The 23,533-nt window shown below is 30.9% G+C and carries 27 protein-coding genes; 17 read left to right on the plus strand and 10 right to left on the minus strand.

Annotated elements, in window-relative coordinates; all coding sequences use genetic code 11:
- Positions 1–15 precede the first annotated feature (15 nt).
- Both EU96_RS04195 and EU96_RS09810 read right to left on the minus strand, forming a co-directional pair.
- Positions 16–810: a methyltransferase domain-containing protein gene (locus tag EU96_RS04195; protein WP_032526724.1), complete on the minus strand. Its 795-nt coding sequence runs from the start codon at positions 808–810 to the stop codon at positions 16–18.
- Between the two features lie 78 nt (positions 811–888).
- A complete protein-coding gene (locus EU96_RS09810) occupies positions 889–1,062 on the minus strand; it encodes a DUF4278 domain-containing protein (RefSeq protein ID WP_071813219.1) in 174 nt (57 codons plus the stop codon).
- 255 nt (positions 1,063–1,317) lie between these two features.
- Here EU96_RS09810 and EU96_RS04190 point away from each other — a divergent pair, with 255 nt between their 5' ends.
- On the plus strand, positions 1,318–1,575 hold the full coding sequence (locus EU96_RS04190) for a hypothetical protein (RefSeq protein ID WP_011375974.1): 258 nt from the start codon (positions 1,318–1,320) through the stop codon (positions 1,573–1,575).
- A gap of 18 nt (positions 1,576–1,593) precedes the next feature.
- On the opposite strand, the gene EU96_RS04185 is transcribed toward EU96_RS04190, so the two are convergent.
- A complete protein-coding gene (locus tag EU96_RS04185) occupies positions 1,594–1,839 on the minus strand; it encodes a NifU family protein (RefSeq protein WP_002805305.1) in 246 nt (81 codons plus the stop codon).
- Positions 1,840–1,909: 70 nt separating this feature from the next.
- On the opposite strand from EU96_RS04185, the gene EU96_RS04180 reads away from it, so the two are divergent.
- From EU96_RS04180 to EU96_RS04170, 3 genes are all read left to right on the plus strand, one after another.
- On the plus strand, positions 1,910–3,406 hold the full coding sequence (locus EU96_RS04180) for a malate:quinone oxidoreductase (RefSeq protein ID WP_032526725.1): 1,497 nt from the start codon (positions 1,910–1,912) through the stop codon (positions 3,404–3,406).
- 55 nt (positions 3,407–3,461) lie between these two features.
- Positions 3,462–5,270, plus strand: a complete 1,809-nt coding sequence (gene lepA / locus EU96_RS04175; RefSeq protein WP_032526726.1) for a translation elongation factor 4 — start codon at positions 3,462–3,464, stop codon at positions 5,268–5,270.
- 167 nt (positions 5,271–5,437) lie between these two features.
- On the plus strand, positions 5,438–6,193 hold the full coding sequence (locus EU96_RS04170; RefSeq protein ID WP_032527005.1) for an ABC transporter permease: 756 nt from the start codon (positions 5,438–5,440) through the stop codon (positions 6,191–6,193).
- Positions 6,194–6,195: 2 nt separating this feature from the next.
- Here the strand turns inward: EU96_RS04170 and trmH are convergent, their stop codons facing one another.
- Positions 6,196–6,867: a tRNA (guanosine(18)-2'-O)-methyltransferase TrmH gene (trmH, locus tag EU96_RS04165; protein WP_032526727.1), complete on the minus strand. Its 672-nt coding sequence runs from the start codon at positions 6,865–6,867 to the stop codon at positions 6,196–6,198.
- A 96-nt stretch (positions 6,868–6,963) separates the two neighbouring features.
- Between trmH and EU96_RS04160 the strand changes: the two genes are divergently transcribed.
- The 7 genes from EU96_RS04160 to EU96_RS04135 all read left to right on the plus strand — a co-directional run bounded on the left by EU96_RS04160 (position 6,964) and on the right by EU96_RS04135 (position 11,411).
- Positions 6,964–7,167: a hypothetical protein gene (locus tag EU96_RS04160; RefSeq protein WP_032526728.1), complete on the plus strand. Its 204-nt coding sequence runs from the start codon at positions 6,964–6,966 to the stop codon at positions 7,165–7,167.
- A gap of 177 nt (positions 7,168–7,344) precedes the next feature.
- Positions 7,345–7,737: a thiol-disulfide oxidoreductase DCC family protein gene (locus tag EU96_RS04155; RefSeq protein WP_032526729.1), complete on the plus strand. Its 393-nt coding sequence runs from the start codon at positions 7,345–7,347 to the stop codon at positions 7,735–7,737.
- A 2-nt stretch (positions 7,738–7,739) separates the two neighbouring features.
- Complete coding sequence (locus EU96_RS04150) at positions 7,740–7,976, plus strand: TIGR03643 family protein (protein WP_032526730.1); 237 nt, start codon at positions 7,740–7,742, stop codon at positions 7,974–7,976.
- Positions 7,977–7,979: 3 nt separating this feature from the next.
- Positions 7,980–8,111, plus strand: coding sequence for a DUF2256 domain-containing protein (locus EU96_RS09815; RefSeq protein ID WP_071813202.1), 132 nt, complete (start codon positions 7,980–7,982; stop codon positions 8,109–8,111).
- On the plus strand, positions 8,108–9,598 hold the full coding sequence (locus tag EU96_RS04145) for a cryptochrome/photolyase family protein (RefSeq protein WP_032526731.1): 1,491 nt from the start codon (positions 8,108–8,110) through the stop codon (positions 9,596–9,598). The genes EU96_RS09815 and EU96_RS04145 overlap by 4 nt, the downstream gene beginning before the upstream one ends.
- Positions 9,599–9,701: 103 nt before the next feature.
- Positions 9,702–9,881: a hypothetical protein gene (locus tag EU96_RS04140; protein WP_032526732.1), complete on the plus strand. Its 180-nt coding sequence runs from the start codon at positions 9,702–9,704 to the stop codon at positions 9,879–9,881.
- Between the two features lie 213 nt (positions 9,882–10,094).
- Entirely contained in the window at positions 10,095–11,411 is a 1,317-nt protein-coding gene (locus tag EU96_RS04135) for a 16S rRNA (cytosine(967)-C(5))-methyltransferase (RefSeq protein ID WP_032526733.1), read from the plus strand.
- A gap of 10 nt (positions 11,412–11,421) precedes the next feature.
- On the opposite strand, the gene EU96_RS04130 is transcribed toward EU96_RS04135, so the two are convergent.
- The 3 genes from EU96_RS04130 to petP are packed head-to-tail and all read right to left on the minus strand — an operon-like array spanning position 11,422 to position 14,373.
- Positions 11,422–13,191 (minus strand): transglycosylase domain-containing protein, encoded by a 1,770-nt coding sequence (locus EU96_RS04130; protein ID WP_032526734.1) that lies wholly within the window; start codon positions 13,189–13,191, stop codon positions 11,422–11,424.
- 1 nt (position 13,192) lies between these two features.
- The gene (chlG, locus tag EU96_RS04125) at positions 13,193–14,140 is read right to left on the minus strand and encodes a chlorophyll synthase ChlG (protein WP_032526735.1); all 948 of its coding nucleotides are present in this window, start codon (positions 14,138–14,140) and stop codon (positions 13,193–13,195) included.
- Positions 14,141–14,148: 8 nt separating this feature from the next.
- Positions 14,149–14,373 (minus strand): cytochrome b6f subunit PetP, encoded by a 225-nt coding sequence (gene petP, locus EU96_RS04120; RefSeq protein WP_032526737.1) that lies wholly within the window; start codon positions 14,371–14,373, stop codon positions 14,149–14,151.
- A 59-nt stretch (positions 14,374–14,432) separates the two neighbouring features.
- Here petP and hisF point away from each other — a divergent pair, with 59 nt between their 5' ends.
- Positions 14,433–15,203, plus strand: coding sequence for an imidazole glycerol phosphate synthase subunit HisF (gene hisF / locus EU96_RS04115; RefSeq protein WP_032526738.1), 771 nt, complete (start codon positions 14,433–14,435; stop codon positions 15,201–15,203).
- Between the two features lie 44 nt (positions 15,204–15,247).
- Positions 15,248–15,949, plus strand: a complete 702-nt coding sequence (ubiE, locus tag EU96_RS04110) for a bifunctional demethylmenaquinone methyltransferase/2-methoxy-6-polyprenyl-1,4-benzoquinol methylase UbiE (RefSeq protein WP_032526739.1) — start codon at positions 15,248–15,250, stop codon at positions 15,947–15,949.
- Positions 15,950–15,958: 9 nt separating this feature from the next.
- Here the strand turns inward: ubiE and EU96_RS04105 are convergent, their stop codons facing one another.
- Entirely contained in the window at positions 15,959–16,441 is a 483-nt protein-coding gene (locus EU96_RS04105) for a DUF721 domain-containing protein (protein WP_241434570.1), read from the minus strand.
- 75 nt (positions 16,442–16,516) lie between these two features.
- Here EU96_RS04105 and EU96_RS04100 point away from each other — a divergent pair, with 75 nt between their 5' ends.
- Positions 16,517–17,266 (plus strand): biotin--[acetyl-CoA-carboxylase] ligase, encoded by a 750-nt coding sequence (locus EU96_RS04100; protein WP_032526740.1) that lies wholly within the window; start codon positions 16,517–16,519, stop codon positions 17,264–17,266.
- A 2-nt stretch (positions 17,267–17,268) separates the two neighbouring features.
- On the opposite strand, the gene EU96_RS04095 is transcribed toward EU96_RS04100, so the two are convergent.
- Both EU96_RS04095 and EU96_RS04090 read right to left on the minus strand, forming a co-directional pair.
- A complete protein-coding gene (locus EU96_RS04095; protein ID WP_032526741.1) occupies positions 17,269–17,955 on the minus strand; it encodes an ABC transporter ATP-binding protein in 687 nt (228 codons plus the stop codon).
- A gap of 15 nt (positions 17,956–17,970) precedes the next feature.
- Positions 17,971–19,491 (minus strand): NAD(P)H-quinone oxidoreductase subunit N, encoded by a 1,521-nt coding sequence (locus tag EU96_RS04090; protein ID WP_032526742.1) that lies wholly within the window; start codon positions 19,489–19,491, stop codon positions 17,971–17,973.
- 174 nt (positions 19,492–19,665) lie between these two features.
- Here EU96_RS04090 and topA point away from each other — a divergent pair, with 174 nt between their 5' ends.
- Genes topA through EU96_RS04075 form a run of 3 tightly spaced genes read left to right on the plus strand, consistent with a single transcriptional unit; the run spans position 19,666 to position 23,528 of the window.
- Positions 19,666–22,272, plus strand: a complete 2,607-nt coding sequence (gene topA, locus EU96_RS04085; protein ID WP_032526743.1) for a type I DNA topoisomerase — start codon at positions 19,666–19,668, stop codon at positions 22,270–22,272.
- An 8-nt stretch (positions 22,273–22,280) separates the two neighbouring features.
- Entirely contained in the window at positions 22,281–22,865 is a 585-nt protein-coding gene (locus EU96_RS04080; RefSeq protein ID WP_032526744.1) for a hypothetical protein, read from the plus strand.
- A gap of 21 nt (positions 22,866–22,886) precedes the next feature.
- Positions 22,887–23,528 (plus strand): DUF2232 domain-containing protein, encoded by a 642-nt coding sequence (locus tag EU96_RS04075; protein ID WP_032526745.1) that lies wholly within the window; start codon positions 22,887–22,889, stop codon positions 23,526–23,528.
- Positions 23,529–23,533 lie beyond the last annotated feature (5 nt).

The following is a 23,533-nucleotide window of genomic DNA, read 5'->3' on the forward strand; positions in this document are numbered from 1 at the left end:
AACTCTTGAATTTTTTTAAATATTGCCCACTAAAGTTACTGTTCTAAATTCAATATCCTCAATTACTTTCCAAGGTTCAACACTCCTTTCTGCAAATTCTAAATTTTTAAATCCTAGTTCTTTAAAATCACTTATAAACTCTGGCTCGTACCATGCTCCACTAATACATCCAGTCCATAGATCATGATCATTTTGCAATCTTAAAGGAACTTTTTTGTTAGAGACGATATCGCTAATGGCAATTCTTCCATTATCGTTTAAAACTCTTTTTATATTATTTAGAAGTTTATTTCTAGATTCTGGACTTACCAAGTTTAAAACGCAATTACTTAAAATAATATCAACTGATTTATCTGCAATTAATGGATTTAAATCTTTATCTAATTCATCAAGTTTTTCAATTGAACCTTCTAGAAATTCTGTATTGTTGAAGCATATATTTTTTGTAACTTCTTTAGAGGCTGATCTAGATAAAGAAAGCATTTCAGGATTCTGATCAACTCCAATAACTTTCCCTTCTTTCCCAACAATTTGGGCACAAATAAAAGCATTTTTGCCACTACCACTTCCAAGATCTAAAACTATATCATTTTTTTTAACATATTTTGTTGGATCACCACATCCATAGTCTCTCTCTATGACCTCTTGAGGAATTGCTTCAAGTAAAACGGGATTAAACCCAACTGGTGTACAAAGACAACTTTCTTTTTCAAGTGCGGCTGAGCCATATCTTTCTTGAATCGAATCTTTATGATCAAACTGATTAGGTGCTTTATTCGATGAGTTTGTATTACAGCAACTTTCAGACATATTTTTAAAAGAACTCTTGATAAATATAGCCAAAAAAAAAAGCCCCTGAAAAAGGGGCTTTTAATTTGTTTAATTAAATTATTTAGTGTAATTAACACCTCTGTAATTTAATTCTGCTTTTTCATTACTAGAAGAAGCGTCATCCATTCTGTTGGTGTATACGTTTCTTCTGTAGGTAAGTTCAACAAGTTGCTTTTTAGCGGCTTCTTTGTTTTGAACGTAGTTTTTACCTCTGTAAGTTAAAGTAGTCATGTTTCGATGTGACAACACGGCCATCCCCCGTTCCATGGTATGACTCGAACTGCGCCCTCAATTGAGGGTGAACGAAAAAGTAGCGATTGCTACCAAATTATTATAAGCTTATTTTCCAAGGGATGTCTAGCTTTTACAAATAGAAACGAAGATTTAATATTTTTTTAATTATTATCTTAGGTAAATTTTTTTATAAATAGTCTCTAAAAAGGATTATGTTTATATTTGGTTTAATCTTCATGTAACTATTTATTTATGACAGGTTTTTTATATTTCTTGGGAAATACTTTAAGGTGGCCAGTTCTAAAGCCAAAAGAATTTTTTTCACTACATGCATATTTTTCAATCATTTATTTGATAACTTTTACTTTGAGTAAATATGATGTAAGCCAATCAAATTTAGTTTTTACTTTAGGAATTCTTGCACCTCTTTTAATCGCTATTGGTCAAGGACTTCCAATTGATTGCCTTGATATGGAATCATCTTTGTTGAAGGAATTAAAAACTAAATAATATATCAGTTTAAAATTTTTATAAAACCTGTACAACTTCACTTATTTCAGGAATCATTTCTTTTAACTTTCTCTCAATTCCCATTTTTAGGGTCATAGTACTACTTGGGCAACTACCACATGCCCCTTGAAGTCTGACTTTGACAATTGGACCATCTATTTCTGCAATCTCTACATTACCTCCATCAGATATTAAAAAAGGTCTTAGCTCGTCAAGCACTTTTTCTACATTTTCGTTTGTCAGCGAGAGTGTTTCAGTACTCATAATTTTGTATTAACTTTATAATAAGCCTAGAAAGAAATTTGATTAATTGCAAAAAAGATAATTTTCTGTTGTGACTTCATTTCAAAATTCCACTAACGATAATAGCTACTTTGACGCAGTCTTAGTAGGAGCAGGGATAATGAGCAGTACTTTAGCCCTCTTGATTTCAGAAGTTTTACCCGATATAAATATTCTTATTGTAGAAAAATTAAATGCTCCAGGAAGTGAAAGTACTGGCGCTTTTAATAATGCAGGTACAGGACATGCTGCTAATTGCGAATTAAACTATACTCCTTTAGATGAAAAAGGGAATATAAAAGTAGATAAAGCGCTCTCAATAAATCGATCCTTTGAAAAATCCATGTCTTTATGGGCCTCTTTGTATGAAGCAGGGAAAATTGATATTAAAAATTTTTTAAAATTTATTCCTCACATTAGCTTTGTGTCTGGTCAGGATAATATTTCTTTTTTAAAAAAAAGATTTCAAAAAATGACCGAAAATTCTGAATTTATTGATATGGAATTTTCTACATCTTTTGATGAAATTTCATCATGGGCTCCTCTAATAACAAAAGATAGGAATCCATTTACTAAAATTGCTGCTACCAAAATAGGTAGAGGAACAGATATTAATTTTGAGGCTCTCACAAAAGAGTATTTGTCATTAGTTTCTTTAAATAAAAATGTTGAAATTAGATACAAAACAGAATTAGTAGATTTAAAGAAAATTGATAAAACAAAATGGGAACTAGAAATTAGTTCAGAGGGTAGAAAAACTTCAATTAGAACTGGCTATGTTTTTCTTGGTGCTGGTGGAAAAACAATTAATTATTTGCAAAAATCGAAAATTCCAGAAGCAAAGAGTTATGGTGGATTTCCTGTTAGTGGGAAATGGCTTATTTGTGAGAAAAAAGATCTAACAGAAAAACATAACTCAAAAGTTTATGGTAAAGCTGATATTGGGTCGCCACCAATGTCTGTGCCTCATTTAGATACCAGATGGATTGATAATAAAAAACTTCTTTTATATGGACCTTTTGCTGGATTTACAACGAAATTTCTAAAGCAAAGTTCATACTTTGACTTATTTAGTTCAATTAAAAAGAATAATGTTTTTTCTATGTTAGACGTTGGTTTCAAGAACAACGATTTAATTAATTACCTAATATCACAATCATTAAAGAACCATAACTCAAGAGTTGAAAATTTAAAGAATATGATGCCATCAGCTAATCCTTCTGATTGGTATTTAAAGAATGCTGGTCAAAGAGTCCAAATAATTAAAAAAACTGAAGGTGGTGGTTCTTTGAAATTTGGAACGGAGATTGTAAATGCATCTGATGGATCATTATCTGCTTTGTTGGGAGCTTCTCCGGGAGCAAGTACTGCGGTTTCAATTATGGTTGAGGTTCTAGAAAAATCTGTTTTATTTTTAAACGATAAGCATAATCTTCAGAAAAAAATAAATGACTTAATTTATCCAGAACTATCAGTCTCTGAAAATTACAGTACCTTCATAAAAGACATTAAAAAAAGAAATAATTCCATTTTTGGTTTCCATCCATAATTCTAATTAGCTAGTATTAAACAAGATGTAATAAGAGGAGAATTTTTCTTTCTATATGACTGATATATCGGTTTCGAAAATTAGAAATTTCTGCATAATCGCTCATATTGACCATGGTAAATCTACCCTTGCAGATAGGTTGCTTCAAGATACTGGTACTGTGCAGCAAAGGGATATGCAAGAACAATTTTTGGACAGTATGGATCTTGAAAGAGAGAGAGGAATTACTATCAAGTTACAGGCCGCTAGGATGAAATATAAAGCTGACGATTCCCAAGAATATGTTTTGAATTTAATAGATACTCCAGGACATGTTGATTTCTCTTATGAGGTTAGTAGATCTCTTCAAGCTTGTGAAGGCGCTTTACTCGTTGTTGATGCAAGTCAAGGAGTAGAAGCTCAAACCTTAGCTAATGTTTATCTTGCCTTAGAAAATAATCTTGAAATAATTCCTGTTTTAAATAAAATTGATTTGCCAGGTGCTGATGCTGAAAAAATAAAACAAGAAATAGAGGAGATTATTGGACTCGATACATCTAATGCAATAAATTGTTCAGCAAAAACTGGAGTTGGTATTAAAGATATTTTGGAAGCAATTGTAAGAAGAATTCCTCATCCTCAAGATGAAATTAAATTACCTACAAAGGCACTGATTTTTGATTCTTATTATGATCCGTACAGAGGAGTTATTGTTTATTTCAGGGTGATATCTGGGTCTCTTAATAAGAGAGAAAAAATATTATTAATGGCAAGTAAAAAAAATTATGAACTAGATGAGATAGGAATAATGGCGCCTGATCAGCAGCAAGTTGATGAATTACATGCAGGAGAAGTTGGTTATTTAGCTGCTTCTATAAAATCAGTTGCTGATGCGAGAGTGGGAGACACGATTACTCTTTTAAATTCACCTGCCAATGATCCTTTGCCTGGTTATAAGACAGCAAATCCTATGGTTTTTTGTGGCTTATTCCCTACTGATGCTGATCAATTCCCAGATTTAAGAGTATCACTTGAAAAATTACAATTATCTGATGCAGCTTTAAAATATGAGCCCGAAACCAGTAGCGCAATGGGCTTCGGATTTAGGTGCGGATTCCTAGGACTTCTTCATATGGAGATTGTTCAAGAAAGATTAGAAAGAGAATATGACTTGGATCTAATCGTAACGGCACCATCAGTTATTTATAAGGTTAATCTAAATCAGCAGGAACATATCCTTATTGATAATCCTTCTACAATTCCTGATCCACAACTTAGAGAATCAATAGAAGAGCCTTATGTGAAAATGGAAATTTATGCACCCAATGAATTCAATGGAACATTAATGGGTTTATGTCAGGAAAGAAGGGGAGTATTCATAGATATGAAATACCTAACAACAGATCGAGTTACTTTGATTTATGAAATTCCATTAGCAGAAGTAGTTACAGATTTCTTTGATCAAATGAAAAGTAGGACCCAAGGTTATGCATCAATGGAATATCACTTGATCGGCTATAGAAAGAATGACCTTGTTAGATTAGATGTTCTAATAAATTCAGAAAGAGCAGATCCATTAACTTCGATTGTTCATAAAGATAAGGCTTATGGAATTGGCAGAAGTTTAGTTGAGAAATTAAAAGAACTTATTCCAAAACAACAATTTAAAATACCTATTCAAGCTTCAATCGGTAGCAGAATTATTGCAAGTGAAAGTATAAGTGCTTTACGAAAAGATGTTTTATCTAAATGTTATGGAGGAGATATTTCTAGGAAAAAGAAACTTTTAAAGAAACAAGCTAAAGGTAAAAAAAGGATGAAGGCAATGGGTAAAGTTGAAGTCCCTCAAGAAGCTTTTATGGCAGTCCTAAAATTAAATCAGTAATTTCTTAAAATTTAAATTTAATAACTATTTTTTTTTTAAGAATTGGGTATATTTCAGTCATATCTCTAAAAAATATTTTGGATATTAACTCAATCAATCGTGTTGGCGCAAATATCAGAAAAGCTGGATTTTTAATTGTACTTTTTTATCTTCTTGTTGTTTTAATAATGAAATTTTTACAGGCTAATAATTTTTTTGGTTATTCATTTTCAATGTTAAGCAATGATATCTTTGCACCTCCTTCGCTTAATCATTTCTGTGGTACAGACAGATTAGGAAGAGATGTTTGCTTAAGAACTTTGCAAGGATCATCTTTAGCGATAGAAGTTGTTTTCTTAGCTATTCTTTTTTCATTAAGTTTGGGTTTGCCATTAGGATTATTAAGTGGTTATTTTGGTGGTTTTTTTGATAAATGTTTATCACTAATAATGGATACTATTTTTTCAATACCTGTAATTTTGCTTTCAGTTGTTGTGGCTTTTGTATTGGGTAAGGGTATCCTTAACGCAGCTTTGGCATTGTCTATTGTTTACTCTCCTCAATATTTTAGATTAATCAGAAATCAGACAATATTGGTTAAATCCGAAACTTATGTGGAGGCAGCTCAAGTTTCAGGAGCTGATGTTAAAACAATTATTTTTAAATATATTCTCCCAAATGTAATAACACCCTTGCCTATTTTGCTTACCCTAAATGCTGCGGATGCTGTCTTGGTATTAGGAAGTTTAGGATTTTTAGGTCTTGGTGTTCCTGCAGATGTCCCAGAGTGGGGAAGTGATTTAAATCTTGCTCTTGCCGCTTTACCTACAGGTATATGGTGGACGGCTTTGTTCCCTGGTTTGGCAATGTTTTTTTTAGTTTTAGGTCTTTCTTTTATAGGAGAGGATCTTGAAGAAATTTTTGATAGTCAAAATTCTGAATAAATTTAGTTATCTGTAATAGGGTCAAGTTCTCCTTGATCATTCAACTTTGGATATTCTTTAGCTGATTTTTTATACACCGCAGCTAATTCTGGGTAACACCATTCAAAAAGTGTTTTTTGATATTCATCTATATTTAACCCTTCTCCATTAGCTGGCAATATACCTTTATTTTTTCTTTGGCGAATAGCTTCAAATAATAATATGGAAGCAGCAACTGAAACATTCAGAGATTGAACCATACCTCTCATAGGTATAAAAATTGATTGATCAACCATTGATATAAGTTCATTACTTAGTCCCCATTTTTCTGCTCCTAAAACAAAACATGTGTTTTGAGAATAATCAAAATTTCTATAATCTACCGATTCACTATTAAGAGTCGTTCCATATAATTTAAAACCCTTATTCTTTAAATCAGATATTGCCGTGATAGTGTTTTCATGATTATTCAGGGTTACCCATTTTTGACTTCCTTGAGCAGTACTATTAAAAGTCTTAACGGCATTAGTTTTGCTAATAAAATTTGCTTCGAAAACTCCCGCTGCATCACATGTCCTTAATATCGCAGATAAATTATGTGGTTTATTGACATCCTCAACTAAAACAGTCAAGTTTTTCATTCTGCAATCTAAAACACTTTTGATTCGTTCAAATCTTCTTGGCAAAATTGACATTTATAATTTTTTTACACTTTTAAATTATATTCAAAAAATTTTGATTACCTATTAAATCTCCTGGTTTATAATATTTTGGTAGTTTGAATTAACTCAATGGCATACATAGAATGGGATTATACAGTAATAACAAGTATGGTAGAAAAACAAGGCTGGAATTTACCTGAGCGAGAATCGGAAGAATGGAATAAATTTAACGATGAATTAGGAGAAAAAATGAGAGGTGTTGGGCTTATTTTTGAAAAATATTGTAAATTTACTCCTGATGTAGGAGAAGGGGTTCATCTTCTAGATGACTAATCATAAATAGTTTTAAACCATTGATGTATCCCTTAGTCAATGGCTTATTAATTTATAAGATAATATAATTTCACTAAATTAGAACTGGCAATTATTAAGGCTTTATAAAGCTTGTACTCTAAAAAAATTTTTTTATTCCACAAAAAAGTTATTTAATTTCTATATTTGAATACAATTATGAAAAATAAATTAACCTTTTTATTCGATGGTGGTTGTCCACTTTGTTTGAGAGAAACAAATTTTCTAAAAAAAAGAGATATCTTAAATCAAATTGCATTTATAGATATTAATATTAAGGATTATGATCCCAGTCTTTTTAATGACATCTCATATTCAGAAGCTATGTCAAACCTGCATGGGATTATGGAAAATGGTGAAATTATTAGGGGACTAGATGTACTTGCATATTCTTATGAATTAGTTGGTTTAGGTTGGGTTTATTATCCCTTGAAGATTAAGCTCTTATCTCCATTATTGAGACTGGTTTACAGATATTGGGCAAAATATAGACTTCAAATTACAGGAAGATCCAAGATTGAAAAACTTTGTACCTCTCAATGTGAACAATAAATATGGAAAGTATCGAAATAGATAGAATAATAGAAATGTGTTGGGAAGATAGAACACCCTTTGAAGCAATTGAGTATCAATTTGGTTTAAAAGAGGAAGATGCTATAAAAATTATGCGTCAAAACCTTAAACCTAAATCCTTTAAAGTCTGGAGAAAGAGAGTTTCGGGAAGAAATACAAAACATATGGCGCTTAAAGATTCAACTAGATTTAAATCTACTCATAAAAGAAAATTATAAATTTTGAAAAATCTTTCTACTAAAACTTGTCCTGTTTGCAATAGGCCGTTTGAGTGGCGTAAAAAATGGAAAAACTGCTGGGATGATGTTATCTACTGTTCAAAAAGATGCAGTAACAGAAAGTCGCAAAGATGAAACAAGTATCAATTATTTTCCCGAATCAACTTTTTAGAGAAAGCCCAATCTTAAAAATAAATTGTGAAATTTTGATTTTGGAAGACTCATTATTTTTTGGAAATGATAAATTTCATAAATTAATTAACCATAAAAACAAATTAGTTTTTCATAGATCATCTATGCTCGCTTATAAAAATTATTTAGAAAAATCTGGCTTTAAAGTTTTATATATTGCAAACAAGAATAATATTTCTACAGTTGACCACTTATCTGAATTTATTAAAGATAAATATCAGAAAATAAATCTCATTGACCCTCATGATTTTTTAATAATGAAGAGGATTAATAATTTTGTTGAAAGTAATAATTTAGCTTTAAATATTTTGGCTTCTCCTATGTTTATGAGCAGTGAAGATATAAAAGAGTTATTTGCATCAAATACAAAAAAACCTCTTATGGGTAGATTTTATGAGAATCAAAGAAAGAGCCAAAAGATATTAGTTAATCCTGATGATACACCTGAAGGTGGAAAATGGAGTTTCGATGCAATGAACAGAAAAAAATTACCAAAAGAAATAAACATACCTGATACACCTAAATTGCAAAAAAATAAATTTGTAGTTAATGCAGAAAGGTCATTAGCCAATAATCATATTGAGTTTATTGGAGAAAGTAATAACTTTTTATATCCAACTAATTTTGATGAGGCAGATCAATGGTTAAATGATTTTTTTAAACATAGATTTTTCTTATTTGGAGATTATGAGGATGCTATTTCTAGAGAAAATTCTTTTTTATGGCATAGTTTACTTTCTCCTCTTTTAAATAGTGGCTTATTAACTCCAGATGTAGTAGTAAATAAAGCATTACTTTTTGCAAAAAATAATAATGTTCCTATTAACTCTTTAGAGGGTTTTATTCGTCAAATTATTGGATGGAGAGAATTTATTTGCCTCGTCTATAAAAAGTATGGAACAAAGATGCGAAAAAGTAATTTTTGGAATTTTGAAGATAAGCCAATTCCAGAATCTTTTTATCAAGGAAATACAGGAATTGAACCAGTAGACGTTGTTATAAAAAATATTATTAAATATGGTTATTGTCACCATATTGAGAGGTTAATGATTATTGGTAACTTCATGCTTCTATGTAGAATTCACCCCAATCAAGTTTATAAATGGTTTATGGAAATGTTTATTGATTCCTATGATTGGGTTATGGTCCCAAATGTTTACGGAATGAGTCAGTTTAGTGATGGAGGTATCTTTTCAACAAAACCATATATATCAAGCTCTAATTATGTAAAAAAAATGTCTAATTTTAAAAGTGGACCCTGGTGTGAAATATGGGATGGCTTATTTTGGAAATTTATTAAAGATAATGAAAGCTTTTTTAGAAAGCAATATCGTCTGGCAATGTTAACGAGAAATCTCGATAAAATGTCAGAGGAGAAATTAAATAATCATCTAAAAACGGCCGATAAATTTTTAAGATATATTCAATAAATTAGGACTTAAAATCTATAGTTAAGTTTGAAAAATTAAAAGAATATTATATTATTACGAAATATTACATCCTAATGCTAAATTAAAAAAACATAAATTCAAAATGAATATTGGAATCCTTTTTTTGAAAAGTAATTTAACTGGTATCATCACTTTTTCTGAATTAGATTGGGTAACTTCCCATCAATCTAATTTTACAAGGTTGGAGGAATCTTTAGCTATTAAGTTAGGAAGAATGCTTGATGCAGGATCTATTAACATAGGTTGCCGTTTGAATTCCTGATTAATTTTTTATTTTATTAATGAAGCATCAAAAAGAGAAAAAATTATTTTTTCGGGAAAGAATTCATTCTTTAAACATCTTTCTTTTTTTAGGATTTAATCTTACACTTATCTCTATATTAGGATTTATTTGGTTAAATAATTCAGTTGAAAAAGTAGTTTAAATTCATAAATTTTTTGTATATTAAAGTTATCTTTAAAAATAAATTATATTTTGAGCATAGGATATCTACAAAGAAAAGCAGCTTGGGAAATTTTATTAAAAGTTAGTTATGGTGATTTTTCTGATCATGCCCTTGAAAAGGTTTTAAGAAATTATCAATTTAATCCTCTTGATATAGCTTTTATTACAGAATTATCTTTTGGATGTATAAGGTATAGAAAATTTCTTGATCTTTGGACGGATCATACATCAAAAATTACTCATAAAAAGCAGCCTCCAAAATTAAGATGGCTTTTACATATAGGTTTATATCAACTATTGAAAATGGATAAAATTCCATTTCCTGCAGCTATTTCTACTACTGTAGAAGTAGCTAAAAAAACAGATTTAAAGGGTTTAGCAGGAACTGTAAATGCCATATTGAGAAATGCATCAAGAAAATTAGAAAAAGAAATTTTTCCAAAATTATCTTCTGATAGAAAAGAAAGAATTTCATATCTTGAATCCTTGCCATTATGGCTTGTGAATGATCTCTATAAATGGGTAGGAAATAATGATGCTGAAAATATCGTTAAGGCATTTAATAAAAAACCTTCAATTGATTTGAGAATTAACAAACTAAAGACTGATATAGATGAATTTTTGAAAGTACTTTATAAGAATAAAATTAATGCTGAACCTATCAAAGAGTTAAATAATGGAATTACTTTAAAATCTAATCCAAGATCTATTAAAAACTTACCGGGATATAGTGATGGACTTTGGACAATTCAAGATAGATCTTCTCAGTGGGTAGCACCTCTTTTGAATCCAAAAGAAGGTGAAAAGATTTTAGATGCTTGTGCAGCGCCAGGAAGTAAGTCTACTCACTTAGCAGAATTAGCAAACGATAGTGCTGAAATACTGGCTGTAGATAGATCAGAAAAAAGATTGAAAATACTTCAATCAAATTTAGACAGGTTAAATTTACAATCTGTAGATACCCTCAAGGCTGATGCAGCGAGTTTGAGTGAATTGAATCCTAAGTTTATATCTTATTTTGATAAGATTTTGTTAGATGCTCCCTGTTCTGGGATTGGAACTTTGTCCAGAAATCCAGATTCTAGATGGTCTTTAAGTAAAGAAAAAATAAAAAGCTTAACTTTATTGCAGGAAAAACTATTAGAAAGTATTTTTCCTCTTCTGAAAAAAGATGGAACTTTAGTTTATTCAACATGTACGATCTGTCCTAATGAAAATAATCTTTTAATTGAGCGATTTATTGAAAAAAATAAAGGTTTAAAATTGGATAGCCAAAAGCAAATTTTACCTCGCCTTGATTATCCTGGAGATGGATTTTATGCGGCGATAATTTCTTATAAAGATTAAAGAATAAAATTTATTTTTTAATTGAGATTTTATAAATTTCAGCTATAAATTTCTTCCATAAATAAGCTGCATTTCCACTAGATAATTGAGATTCTTTATTATCGTCATAACCTATCCAAATACCTGTTGTAATATTATTAAGTGAACCAATAAACCAAAGATCTTTATTGCCATCGGATGTTCCTGTTTTTCCATAAATTTTCTTTCCTTCTATAAAGGCTGCTTTCGAAGTACCCTCTTTTACTGATTTCTCAAGAAGTTTATTTATTTTTTTGGATACTTTAAAATCTAAGATTCTTTTGGAAATAAATTTGTTTTCCCAAATAGATTCATTATTAAATGATTCTAATTTTTCTAAAATACTGGGTCTTTGAATCTCTCCATTATTATTTATTGCAGAATATGCATTTGTAATGTTTAAAAGATTATCTCCATAAGAGCCAATAGCTAATGATGGAAATTCCTTTAATTCTTGTTTATAACCTAGGCCAAATGCATTTGCTAGATTAATAATTTTTTTTAGGCCTATTTTTTTTGCTATTGATATTGGAACGATATTGGATGAACTTTTAAATGATTCAATCAAAGATACTGAACCTTTATATTCTTCTGAAAAATTTTTTGGGCAATAACTTTCCCAGCATCTTGGTAAGTCTTGAAATTTATCACTTAATTTTATCCCTTCTATTAATGCAGCAGTATAAGGAATTATTTTAAAAGTAGAACCTAAAGGTCTTACAGATGAAATAACTCTATTATATTCATTAATTGATGGATTTTTGCTGGTTACCATTGCCCTGATTAGTCCTGTGTTTGATTCAATTGATAACAGAGCAAACTCAATTTCTTTAGGGCCAACATATCTTGAAATTTTTTGGGCTTTTTCTTGCCAATCTTTATTGATAGAAGATTTAATCCTTAAAAACTTATAATCATTTTTATTGTCAATTCTTTTATCTGTTTCCTCAAGAATAAAATTTATTAGTAATTTATCATCTAAAAAATTATCAGCTTTTTGATAATTTAAGTTTATTTTCTCTTTAATAGCCTTATTCTTATTTTCAAGAGAAATATATCCATCAATATACATTGATTCAAGAACTTGATTTCTATTTTTAATAGCTAGTTCTATATTTTGATAAGGTGAATAAATTGATGGAGCTGGAGCTAATCCTGCAATTAATGCGATCTCTGATAATGTCAATTCTTCTATAAGTTTTCCAAAATAAACTTGAGAAGCCTCGTTAACCCCGTATGCTCCTGATCCTAAATAAATATTATTTAAATATAATTTTAAAATTTGATTTTTGTCATATCTAAATTCAAGTATGAGTGATATAAATATTTCTTTGATTTTTCTTTGGAAACTTAAATCATTATTTAGAAAAAGTAATCTAGCAACTTGTTGAGTAATCGTACTTCCTCCCTCTTTAACATAACCACTTCTAATGTTTTGAAAAAGGGCGCGTGAAATACTTTTTAAATCTATTCCATTATGTTTATAAAATCTTTTATCTTCCGAAGATATAAAAGAATGTTTCAGAAAAAATGGAATTTTATTTTTACTATTATCTATTTCAAATTTTCGGCTTAATTTGCTTAGGATCTTATTATCAGAAGATGAAATTATATAAGAATATTTGGTTGGACGAGACCTTTTATTTTTAGATATGTCAAATTTTAATGTAGTAAATATTAGACTATAAATATAAAAAGATATTCCAGAAAAAATTAATATTGGAATTATTAAAACAAAAGATTTGGATTTAATCTTTTGCACCTTAAGCAACTAAAAAACTATGTCCTATCGCTAAAGCCGTAACTAACATTCCAGTTATAAGAAACGGTTGGGCACTTGCTTGATATTTGACATCAAACTTTAGAGGATCTCTTAGTAACCACATATCTTGAAATGTGATTTGTGGAATTACCAATAAAACCAAAATTACAGAGGCTAAGTGTTGCCCAATAATGACTAATACTATAACCATTGCTAATTGAAAAATATCAATCAGCCCTGCACTTATTCTACTTGCATTTTTAATTCCAAATACTACTGGTAAAGAATTCAAGCCTAGCTTGGAGTCTCCTTCAACGCTTTTGAAATCATTGATAACAGCAATACCAAGTCCAGAAAGACTATAAGCAAGTGTTAGTAATGCAGTTATGATAGTTAGTTTTCCAAATAAAGCTTGTCCTGCCCACCAAGGTAAAGCTATATAAGATGCACCTAATGCATAATTTCCAAGCCAACCATTTTGTTTTAATTTTAGAGGTGGAGCAGAATATATATAACTAACAAAAGATCCTCCCAATGCTAAGAGGAAGACGGAAGGAAAGTTGTGCTTAGCGTATAAATCTAATAGAAAAGCAACGATTAAGCCCGCAATAAGTAATACCCAGATTTGTATTTTAACCTCTTTAATTGAAATTTTTCCAGAAGGAATTGGTCTATTTGGCTCATTAATCGCATCAATTTCTTTATCAAAAAAATCATTGATGGTTTGGGTATAACCAGCTAGAAGTGGCCCACTCATTAACATGCACGCCAGTGAAGCTAAAACATTACTAAATGTCCATTCAAAATTCCCACTTGCAGCTGCTCCACAAATAACTCCCCATATCAAAGGGATCCATGTTATGGGTTTCATTAACTGTATGCGGAGTTTCCATATACTTGATGTTTCAGAGGCACCCTTAATACCTAACAGTTGTTTTGGATCATTCACTTTACTCTTTAACCCTTCTCAATTTCTTCTGGGAAAAACCAGTTTTGCTGACCATCCTGAAATTTTGCAGTGATTCCAATACTCCCTCCGTCAGCCATTTTATAGCCTGTTATTACGACTTTAGGATTAGAGGATATTTGATCAATTAATTTCGCTGGTAGTCTATCTTTTACTTTGTTAATGTTAATTTTGATTTTACTACCGATTTTGGGTAAAAATTTTGTTTCAGCCATAAGAGGTAAAATGGAAGCTATTATGCAAGATTAACAGTATTTGGACAATTTTTACTAAAATGGTAGCTCTTCGTTTAATTCCTTGTTTAGATGTCGCCAATGGCAGAGTCGTAAAAGGTGTAAATTTTGTTAACTTGAGAGACTCAGGTGATCCTGTTGAATTGGCTTGTAGGTATTCTGATGAAGGTGCAGATGAATTAGTATTTCTGGATATTAGAGCAAGTGTGGAAAATAGAAATACATTAGTTGACCTAGTCTCTAGGACTGCAAAATCAGTAAAAATCCCTTTTACAGTAGGTGGCGGTATAGATTCTGTTTCTTCTATTAATGATCTTTTAAGAGCAGGAGCAGATAAAGTGAGTTTAAATTCTTCTGCTGTTAGAAATCCTGATTTAATTTCTAAAAGTTCTAAAGAATTTGGTAATCAATGCATCGTGATAGCAATTGATGCTAGAAGAAAACTTAATAAAGTTGATCAATGGGAGGTATATATAAAGGGAGGGAGAGAAAATACTGGAATAGATGTATTGAGTTGGGCAAAGAAAGTTGAGGAATTAGGGGCAGGGGAAATCTTGCTAACTTCTATGGATGGTGATGGCACACAGAATGGATATGATTTGCATTTGACGGCATCTGTTGCGAATGTTGTTAACATCCCAGTAATTGCTTCTGGAGGAGCAGGCTGTCTAGAAGATATCTATGATGTTTTCAAAGAAGGTAGGGCATCTGCAGCACTTTTAGCATCATTACTGCATGATAAGAAACTTACTTTACAAGAAATAAAAACTTTTCTCCTCGAAAAGAAACTCCCCATTAGACCTTATGAATGAAAATTTAAATTTATTCCAAAAAGAAATTATTTTAAAATTTAAAAATGAAATTTACAAAAACTATAGAAGTCAAAAATATATTTAATAAAATTTCCTATAAATATGACTTTTTAAATAATCTATTAAGTTTTGGACTACACAAATTATGGAAAAGGAAATTAGTTAATTTATTAGAACCTTTAAATGGTGAAGATTGGGCTGATTTATGCTGTGGCACTGGAGATTTAGCATTCTTAATTTCTAAGAGAGTAAGTCCAAGGGGCTCAATTACTGGGATTGATAGTGCAAAGAGTATCATAAATATTGCAAAGAAAAAATCAGAGATAAAAAAAAATAAATTTATTAAGTGGGAAATGAAAGATGTTTTAGAAATTGATGATTGTTCAAAAAATTTTGATGGGATTTGTATGTCATATGGATTAAGAAACTTGAATAATGTTGAAGAAGGAATCAAAAAAGTTTTTTATCTTTTGAATGATAAAGGAAGGGCAGGATTCCTAGATTTTAATCACTCATCAACAAATTCTTTATCTAATATTTTCCAGAAAATATATTTGAGGCTTATTGTAGTAACCATTTCGCGGATTTTTAATTTAAGTAAAGAGTACGCATATATTGAAAATAGTATTAGAAATTTTCCAAAGAAAAATGAGCTTATAAAAATTGCTAAGGAAGTTGGATTTAAAAAAGCTGAATATAGAACTATTTTTTTTGGTCAAATGGGAATATTAATTTTAGCTAAATAAAGAATTTACTTATTTATTTTTTCTCCAACAAAAAGAACACTTTCCCCAACGTTTGATTTCGCCTTCGGGAGTTGGGGAATTACATAGATTACAAATTATCATGTTATTTTGATTGATTCTACTTGGATGTTTAGCCCAAACTATCTTTTCATTAGTAGTTTTAATATTTTTATTTTTAAGTTCATAATTTTGTATTATTTTTATTTCATTCAAAGTTATTCCAATCTTTTCAATTCTCTCTTTTAATTTATGCTTGTTATAGATTAGTGCTTGGCGCCACTGTGGATTATTTACTGCAATTGTAAGTATTTTTTTTTCAATATTTAATGGTTTGCATTCTTGAAATAATTCAGAACCGATTAATTCTTTCCAGTTTTCGTTGATTTTAGAAAGTTGATCTAAGTCCCCCCATGATTTTTTGAAATTATCAAGACAATTTTTTAATGGAAGTGGATTCCTTCTATTCACTATTGGCAAATACTTTTTATCCAATTTGTAAAATTTACTTATTAAGACTAAAGTTAATCTAATCTTCAAAAAGATGCTTGCTGTTTTAATAAAGAATTTGTGAAAGTTTTTGGATCTGCAGCTAAGACAGTTTTTTATTTAAAAAAAATTCAGGGTCAATATCCAAGTTGGAGACTTCAGTACAAAATAAAATGCAAAAGCACTGAAAATGAATTAACAAACTGGCTTGGATATTCTGAAATAAAGAGAAACCAGCCAGTAGCAATAATAGCAAGAGAACAGTTCTCAGGTTTTGGCCAAAACTCAAAAACTTGGGTTTCTCCAAAAGGAGGGATTTGGTTAAGTGCAGCTTACCCAATATTTTCAAAAGAATTTACAAGCCAAATTTTTAATTTGTCTTTAGGAATTAAGATATGTGAAATGCTTAGAAAAGAGAATATAAATGTTTGTTTGAAATGGCCAAATGATATTTTCTTTGGTTCGAAAAAGTTGATTGGATTTTTACCAAGGGTGATAACTAGAGGCAAGGAAATTATTTATGTAAGAATAGGTCTTGGCATGAATGTTTTAAATTACACTCCATCAGAAGGTATTTCATTATCAAAAGTACTTCAAACTAAGAATATTAATCAACATTATTGGACAGCTAAAGTTCTTAAATCTTTTCATGATTCAGTTGAATGTAATAACAAAAGAGAATATGTGATCAAATCGGCAAATAAGTTCCTCAATAAAAGATTTTTACCAAGTGGTTTTTGTCCTAATACATGGGAAATTAAAGATATTGATTCGAATGGGAATTTAAGAATTGCAAATGAAACTCAACTGAAAGTAATTAGAAGGTTCTGAATTTAATTAACTTTTAATTCAACTATTCTTCCATCCTTAAATTTGGCTATTTTTTTTGCACGATTTGCAACTTCATCTTCATGCGTAACTAAAACTATAGTTATTCCAGATTCATGCAGTTTGTCAAAAAGATCTAGTACATCTTCAGTTGTTTTTGAATCTAGTGCTCCAGTGGGTTCGTCGGCTAATAATATTGCAGGGTTATTGATTATAGCCCTTGCAATTGCCACTCGTTGTTGCTGCCCTCCTGATAATTGGTTAGGGCGATTATTCATTCTTTCAGAAAGGCCAACTTTTTTTAAGGCATTCTTACCTCGCTCTAATCTTTGCTCAGGCTCAATACCAGCATAAATCATCGGTAAAATTACGTTCTCAAGTGCTGTTGCGTCTGAAAGAAGATGAAATTGTTGAAAAACGAAACCTAATTTTTGGTTACGTATCTCCGCTAGCTCATCATCAGATAATTTCTCAACAGGGGTACCATTTAATTTATAAACCCCTTCAGATGGTCTATCTAGACATCCAATAATATTCATTGCTGTACTTTTACCTGAGCCACTTGCTCCCATTACAGCCAAATAGTCACCTTTAAAAATTTCTAAGTTTATGCTGTCTAAGGCTTTAACAGTTAGATCATCTTTCCCGTAAGTTTTAGATATTTTTTCTAAAGTTGCGACTTTCTTAGACATTTATTAAAAAAATCTTTAGGAAATATTGTTTGTTATAGCAATAATATCTTGTAAAAAAGGAGTTGCTGAAACTGCTGTATTAGCTAATTTAAAAAGAGGGTTAGAAAGGATTCCTCCAAGAGCTGTTACCGCCACGCAAGTATAAAGTGCAATTCTTAAGGGAGGTAATCCTACAATTCCCCAATTAATTTCAGGATATGATTTGACTATTTCAGAAGCTTCCTGTGGTTCTTTAACTACCATCATTTTTATCACTGAAATGTAGTAATAAATAGAAATAACTGAAGTTACTAGTCCAACGATTACTAATAGATATTGATGATTAGCCCAACCAGCAAAGAATAAATATATCTTTCCAAAAAATCCCAACATTGGAGGTAAACCTCCAAGAGAAAGAAGACAAAGACTTAATCCAAGTGTAATCAGAGGATCTTTTTGGTAAAGTCCTGAGTAATCAAGAATTCTGTCAGAACCAGTTCTTAGAGAGAAAAGTATTACACACGAAAAAGCACCTAAATTCATAAACAAATATGCAGCTAAATATAAAACAGCCGCTGATAAACCATCTTGAGTTCCAGATACTATTCCAATCATTACAAATCCAGCTTGTCCAATAGAACTGTAAGCTAACATCCTTTTCATTGAGGTTTGGGCAAGGGCTACAACATTTCCTAGAGCCATGCTCAATATGGCTAATATAGTAAATAAAAGTTTCCATTCTTCATCGAAAGAAGAAAAAGTAGTGCTCAATATTCTTATCGCAAATGCAAACCCTGCTGTCTTTGAACCAACGGATAAAAAAGCTACTACAGGTGTAGGTGATCCCTCATAAACATCAGGAGTCCATTGATGAAAAGGAACGGCAGCGATTTTAAATGCAACAGTTGACAAGACAAATACAAGAGCTAAAGAAGTAATGAATGATGGCTTGTTTATAATCTCTAAACCAATTGTTGCTAAGTTTGTTGAACCACTTAATCCATAAAGAAAGGATGAGCCATATAAATAGACTGCAGCAGCAGCTGACCCAACAAGCAAATATTTTAAAGCTGCTTCTGAGCTTCTCGGATCTCTTTTGAGATAACCAGAGAGTAAATAACTCGCTACAGATAAAGTCTCCAGAGATATGAATACACTGATAAGGTCAGTAGATCCACACAAAAGCATTGCTCCAAGAGTTGCAGAAAGAACTATCGCTGCGAATTCGCCAATAGGACTTCCACTTTGTTCTGTATAACGCCAACTTATAAGTAAAGAAACTAAAGTTGATAATGATATTATTGCTCTAAATGCGATTGCTAAATTATCTGAATTAAAGGAACCAAGAAATGCTGTATTGACTGGATTAGTCCATTGCAAGGCCAGACTAAAAAGAGAGCTGCCAATTGAAAGATAGCAAATCATTGGTGCCCACTTTGATGCAGTTTTTTCACCTGCTAAATCAACCAGAAGAGTCCCAACAATACTAAGTAAGATAAAAGCCTCTGGAATAATGGCTTGAGCATTTAAATTAATTGTAAAGATTTCGTTGGGCACTTTATTAAATTGGATTAAATTAGATGTTTGATTGTAAGGGTCAAAGAGTTAATCTTAATTTGATTATAATTTGTGGGTATGATTTTTGAAATTTTAAGAGAAATTACTTGAAAAACCTTCAAATAATCATAATATGCCCTAACTGAACAAAAACACCAATTTTTGAAATAAACCTTGGATCACACACTTGTTATTGTTGAAAGTCCCACCAAAGCAAAAACTATAAGAAAGTTTTTGCCTTCTAATTATGAAGTGCTTGCTTCAATGGGGCACGTAAGAGATCTTCCAAAAGGAGCCGCCGAAATCCCTGCTGCAGTTAAAAAGGAAAAATGGTCAAGGATAGGAGTTAATACAACAGAAGATTTTGAACCACTTTATATAGTTCCAAAAGATAAGAAAAAGGTTGTTAAAGAGTTGAAAGATGCATTGAAAGGTGCGACCCAATTATTACTGGCAACTGATGAAGATAGAGAGGGAGAGAGTATTAGCTGGCATCTTCTGCAAATTCTTAAGCCTAAAATACCAACTAAGAGAATGGTTTTTCATGAAATTACAAAAAAGGCAATTAATAAAGCTTTAGATCAAACAAGAGAACTTGATATGGAACTTGTTCAGGCTCAAGAAACTAGAAGAATTTTGGACAGGCTTTTTGGATATGAATTATCTCCTTTACTTTGGAAGAAGGTAGCCCCCCGATTATCTGCTGGTCGTGTTCAATCAGTTTCTGTAAGACTTCTTGTTAGAAGAGAGAGAGAAAGAAGATCCTTTAAAAAAGCTAGTTACTGGGGGATTAAAGCTTCCCTTGTAAAAGATAATGTTACTTTCGAAACTAAATTATTTAGCTTAAACGGTCAAAGAATTTCTAATGGTTCCGATTTCGATGAACAGACCGGCAAATTAAAACAAGGAAATAAATCTTTAATAATTGGAGAAGAAAAGGTAAATGATTTATTGAAGACTTTTTCTTCTGAGGATTGGTTAGTCTCAAAAATAGAAAAAAAACCATCCACTCGTAAGCCAGTTCCTCCATTCACAACTAGTACATTGCAACAAGAATCAAACAGGAAACTTCGTTTGTCTGCAAGAGAAACTATGAGATGTGCACAAGGTCTATATGAGAGAGGTTTCATAACATATATGAGGACTGACTCGGTTCATCTTTCAGAACAAGCCATAAGAGCTGCTAGAGAATGTGTGAGTTCCATGTATGGAAAAGAATATTTATCTAAATCACCAAGACAATTTAATTCAACTGCAAGAAATGCCCAAGAAGCACACGAAGCTATCAGGCCGGCAGGTGAGGTATTTAAAACACCAAAGGAAACTAACCTAACTGGTAGAGACTTATCTCTTTACGATTTAATTTGGAAAAGAACTGTAGCTAGTCAAATGGCGGAAGCTAGGCTAACAATGATTAATGCTGAAATTAGTGTGGGGGATGGATTATTTAAATCCAGCGGGAAAAGTATTGATTTCGCAGGATTCTTCAGAGCTTATGTCGAGGGAAGTGATGACCCAAGTTCATCTCTTGAACAACAAGAAATTATGCTCCCAAACTTAAAAACTGGAACATGTCTTGAAATTACTAATAAGGAATCTACTTTTCATGAAACTAAACCACCTGCAAGATATACAGAGGCTGCACTAGTCAAAGTTCTTGAAAAAGAAGGGATTGGAAGACCTTCTACCTATGCAAGCATTATTGGGACAATTGTTGATAGAGGTTATGCAAATATATCTTCCAATACTTTAGCTCCAACTTTCACAGCTTTTGCTGTTACCGCTCTATTAGAAGAACATTTCCCTGATCTAGTTGATACTACTTTTACTGCAAAAATGGAATCTTCATTGGATGAAATATCTTCAGGTAATCTTGAGTGGCTACCATACCTCGAGACTTTCTATAAAGGTAAAAATGGTCTGGAGGTGAAAGTTCAGAAAACAGAGGGTGATATTGATGGTAAAGCTTATAGACAAGTTGACTTCGAAGACCTTCCTTGCGTAGTCAGAATAGGCTCTAACGGTCCTTGGCTAGAGGGTACAAAAATTGATGAATCTGGGAATGAAATTCAGGCGAAAGGTAATCTTCCAATGGATATTACTCCTGGAGATTTAGACATAAAGCAAGTTGATCAAATTTTAAGTGGCCCATCAGATCTTGGAACTGATCCAAAAACTGGGGAAAAAGTCTTTTTAAGATTTGGCCCTTATGGACCTTACGTACAATTGGGAAATAATGATCAAGATAAAGCTAAACCAAGAAGAGCTTCATTACCTAAAGAGTTGAAAACTGATGATCTAACTCTAGATGATGCACTAGTACTTTTAAGTTTGCCTAGATTGTTAGGAGTTCATCCTGAAGGAGGTGTAGTTGAGGCTGATAGAGGAAGATTTGGACCTTATATTAAATGGATTAAAAATGAAAATGAATCTGAAAACAGATCATTAAAGAAAGAGGATGATGTTTTTACAGTTGATATAAAACGAGCATTAGAAATTCTTGCGATGCCAAAAATGGGTAGAGGTGGTCAAGAGGTACTTAAAGACTTTGGAAAACCGAAAGAATTTAAAGAAAAAATCCAAATATTAAATGGAAGATATGGGATTTATTTAAAATGTGGCAAAACTAATGTTTCGATTGCTAAAGATACTGACTTAGAAAAATTCTCCATAGATGATGCTGTATTTCTTCTAGAAGAAAAACTAAAAGATAAAAAAGGATCTGTTTTAAAAAAAACAAAAATAAGTAATAAAAAAACTACAAGGAAAAAGAAAAGTTAGAAAAAAATATGATTTTAAAAAAAAAAGAAATTTTTTTAGTAATTTTTTTAATTTTATTGCAATCATGCTCTGGAGGGAGGATTGGAAACTTTCTTGAAAGTAGTTTTAAAGATTTAGAAAAAATAAGCCAAGAAGAAGAATTACAAAAGAATTTATTAAATAAAAGAACTGTAGTAAAAGAAAACAAAGAAATTGATGATAAAAAAAATAAAAAAATTAAAAAAGTAGAAAAGCCAAAAAATGTTCTAGAAAATAAAAAGTATATAAACTTAGTAAAAGAAAACAAAGAAATTGATGATAAAAAAAATAAAAAAATTAAAAAAGTAGAAAAGCCAAAAAATGTTCTAGAAAATAAAAAAGATAAAAATTTAGAAAAATTGCAAAAACAAAAAAATAATAAAATTAAGAATTCTTTAAAAAAAAGAAGAGATGAGCTTCAATCTTACAAAATAATATTCATCTTAAAAGATGTAGATCCAAAAGATCCTACTGAAGATTTAACTAACATATTGAGGAATTCTGAGGTAAATTTTGAAATAGAAAAGATTGAACGTATTTTAGATTCAAAAAATAAAACTATTAATAAAAATTAATCACAAATATTCACCAAAAAGATGAAAATAACAACAAAAACTGAAGCATTAAATATTGTAGAGACCTCATATCTAGCATCTCTTTCTTCATTATTATGGGTCGCCTTATATTACTTGCCAATTGGTGGAGCCTTATTAAGGTTGATTTTACCCCTTCCAATGATACTCTTGCACTTAAGAAGAGGAACTAAAACTGCATTGGAAGGACTCTTAATACAATTTCTAGTTCTATTAATAATTATGGGTCCTGTTAGAGGAACATTATTTTTATTTCCTTATGGGATTTTGGCTTTTTGGTTGGGCTGGTGTTGGTTTAAAGAAAAGACTTGGAGACTAAGTTTAACCATAGGAGTTGTTATTGGAACCCTCGGTTTCTTCTTACGTGTAATAGCATTATCTACGTTGGTTGGAGATAATCTTTGGGTTTTAATTACGAGGGCAAGTTATGGACTAATAGAAAAATTATTGGGATTATTTAATTTGCCTTTTTCTCCATCAATTTTAAGTATCCAATTAGTTGCAATTTTATTAATAATTTTTCAAGAAATAGTTTATGTTTTAACGGTACATATAGTTGCCTATTCTCTTTTTCCAAGATTTAAATTAACTATCCCAGATCCTCCAAGATTATTAAATAGTCTAGTTGATTTAGATCATTCATAAAAAAT

The sequence above is a fragment of the Prochlorococcus marinus str. MIT 9302 genome (genome assembly GCF_000759975.1).
Classification (GTDB): Bacteria; Cyanobacteriota; Cyanobacteriia; order PCC-6307; family Cyanobiaceae; genus Prochlorococcus_A; species Prochlorococcus_A marinus_M.

Coding starts and splice junctions, on each gene's coding strand:
- EU96_RS04195 (WP_032526724.1), bottom strand. CDS start 810: ATGTCTGAAAGTTGCTGTAATACAAACTCATCGAATAAAGCACCTAAT.
- EU96_RS09810 (WP_071813219.1), bottom strand. CDS start 1,062: ATGACTACTTTAACTTACAGAGGTAAAAACTACGTTCAAAACAAAGAA.
- EU96_RS04190 (WP_011375974.1), top strand. CDS start 1,318: ATGACAGGTTTTTTATATTTCTTGGGAAATACTTTAAGGTGGCCAGTT.
- EU96_RS04185 (WP_002805305.1), bottom strand. CDS start 1,839: ATGAGTACTGAAACACTCTCGCTGACAAACGAAAATGTAGAAAAAGTG.
- lepA (WP_032526726.1), top strand. CDS start 3,462: ATGACTGATATATCGGTTTCGAAAATTAGAAATTTCTGCATAATCGCT.
- EU96_RS04170 (WP_032527005.1), top strand. CDS start 5,438: ATGAAATTTTTACAGGCTAATAATTTTTTTGGTTATTCATTTTCAATG.
- trmH (WP_032526727.1), bottom strand. CDS start 6,867: ATGTCAATTTTGCCAAGAAGATTTGAACGAATCAAAAGTGTTTTAGAT.
- EU96_RS04160 (WP_032526728.1), top strand. CDS start 6,964: ATGGCATACATAGAATGGGATTATACAGTAATAACAAGTATGGTAGAA.
- EU96_RS04155 (WP_032526729.1), top strand. CDS start 7,345: ATGAAAAATAAATTAACCTTTTTATTCGATGGTGGTTGTCCACTTTGT.
- EU96_RS04150 (WP_032526730.1), top strand. CDS start 7,740: ATGGAAAGTATCGAAATAGATAGAATAATAGAAATGTGTTGGGAAGAT.
- EU96_RS04145 (WP_032526731.1), top strand. CDS start 8,108: ATGAAACAAGTATCAATTATTTTCCCGAATCAACTTTTTAGAGAAAGC.
- EU96_RS04140 (WP_032526732.1), top strand. CDS start 9,702: ATGAATATTGGAATCCTTTTTTTGAAAAGTAATTTAACTGGTATCATC.
- petP (WP_032526737.1), bottom strand. CDS start 14,373: ATGGCTGAAACAAAATTTTTACCCAAAATCGGTAGTAAAATCAAAATT.
- hisF (WP_032526738.1), top strand. CDS start 14,433: ATGGTAGCTCTTCGTTTAATTCCTTGTTTAGATGTCGCCAATGGCAGA.
- ubiE (WP_032526739.1), top strand. CDS start 15,248: ATGAAATTTACAAAAACTATAGAAGTCAAAAATATATTTAATAAAATT.
- EU96_RS04095 (WP_032526741.1), bottom strand. CDS start 17,955: ATGTCTAAGAAAGTCGCAACTTTAGAAAAAATATCTAAAACTTACGGG.
- EU96_RS04080 (WP_032526744.1), top strand. CDS start 22,281: ATGATTTTAAAAAAAAAAGAAATTTTTTTAGTAATTTTTTTAATTTTA.
- EU96_RS04075 (WP_032526745.1), top strand. CDS start 22,887: ATGAAAATAACAACAAAAACTGAAGCATTAAATATTGTAGAGACCTCA.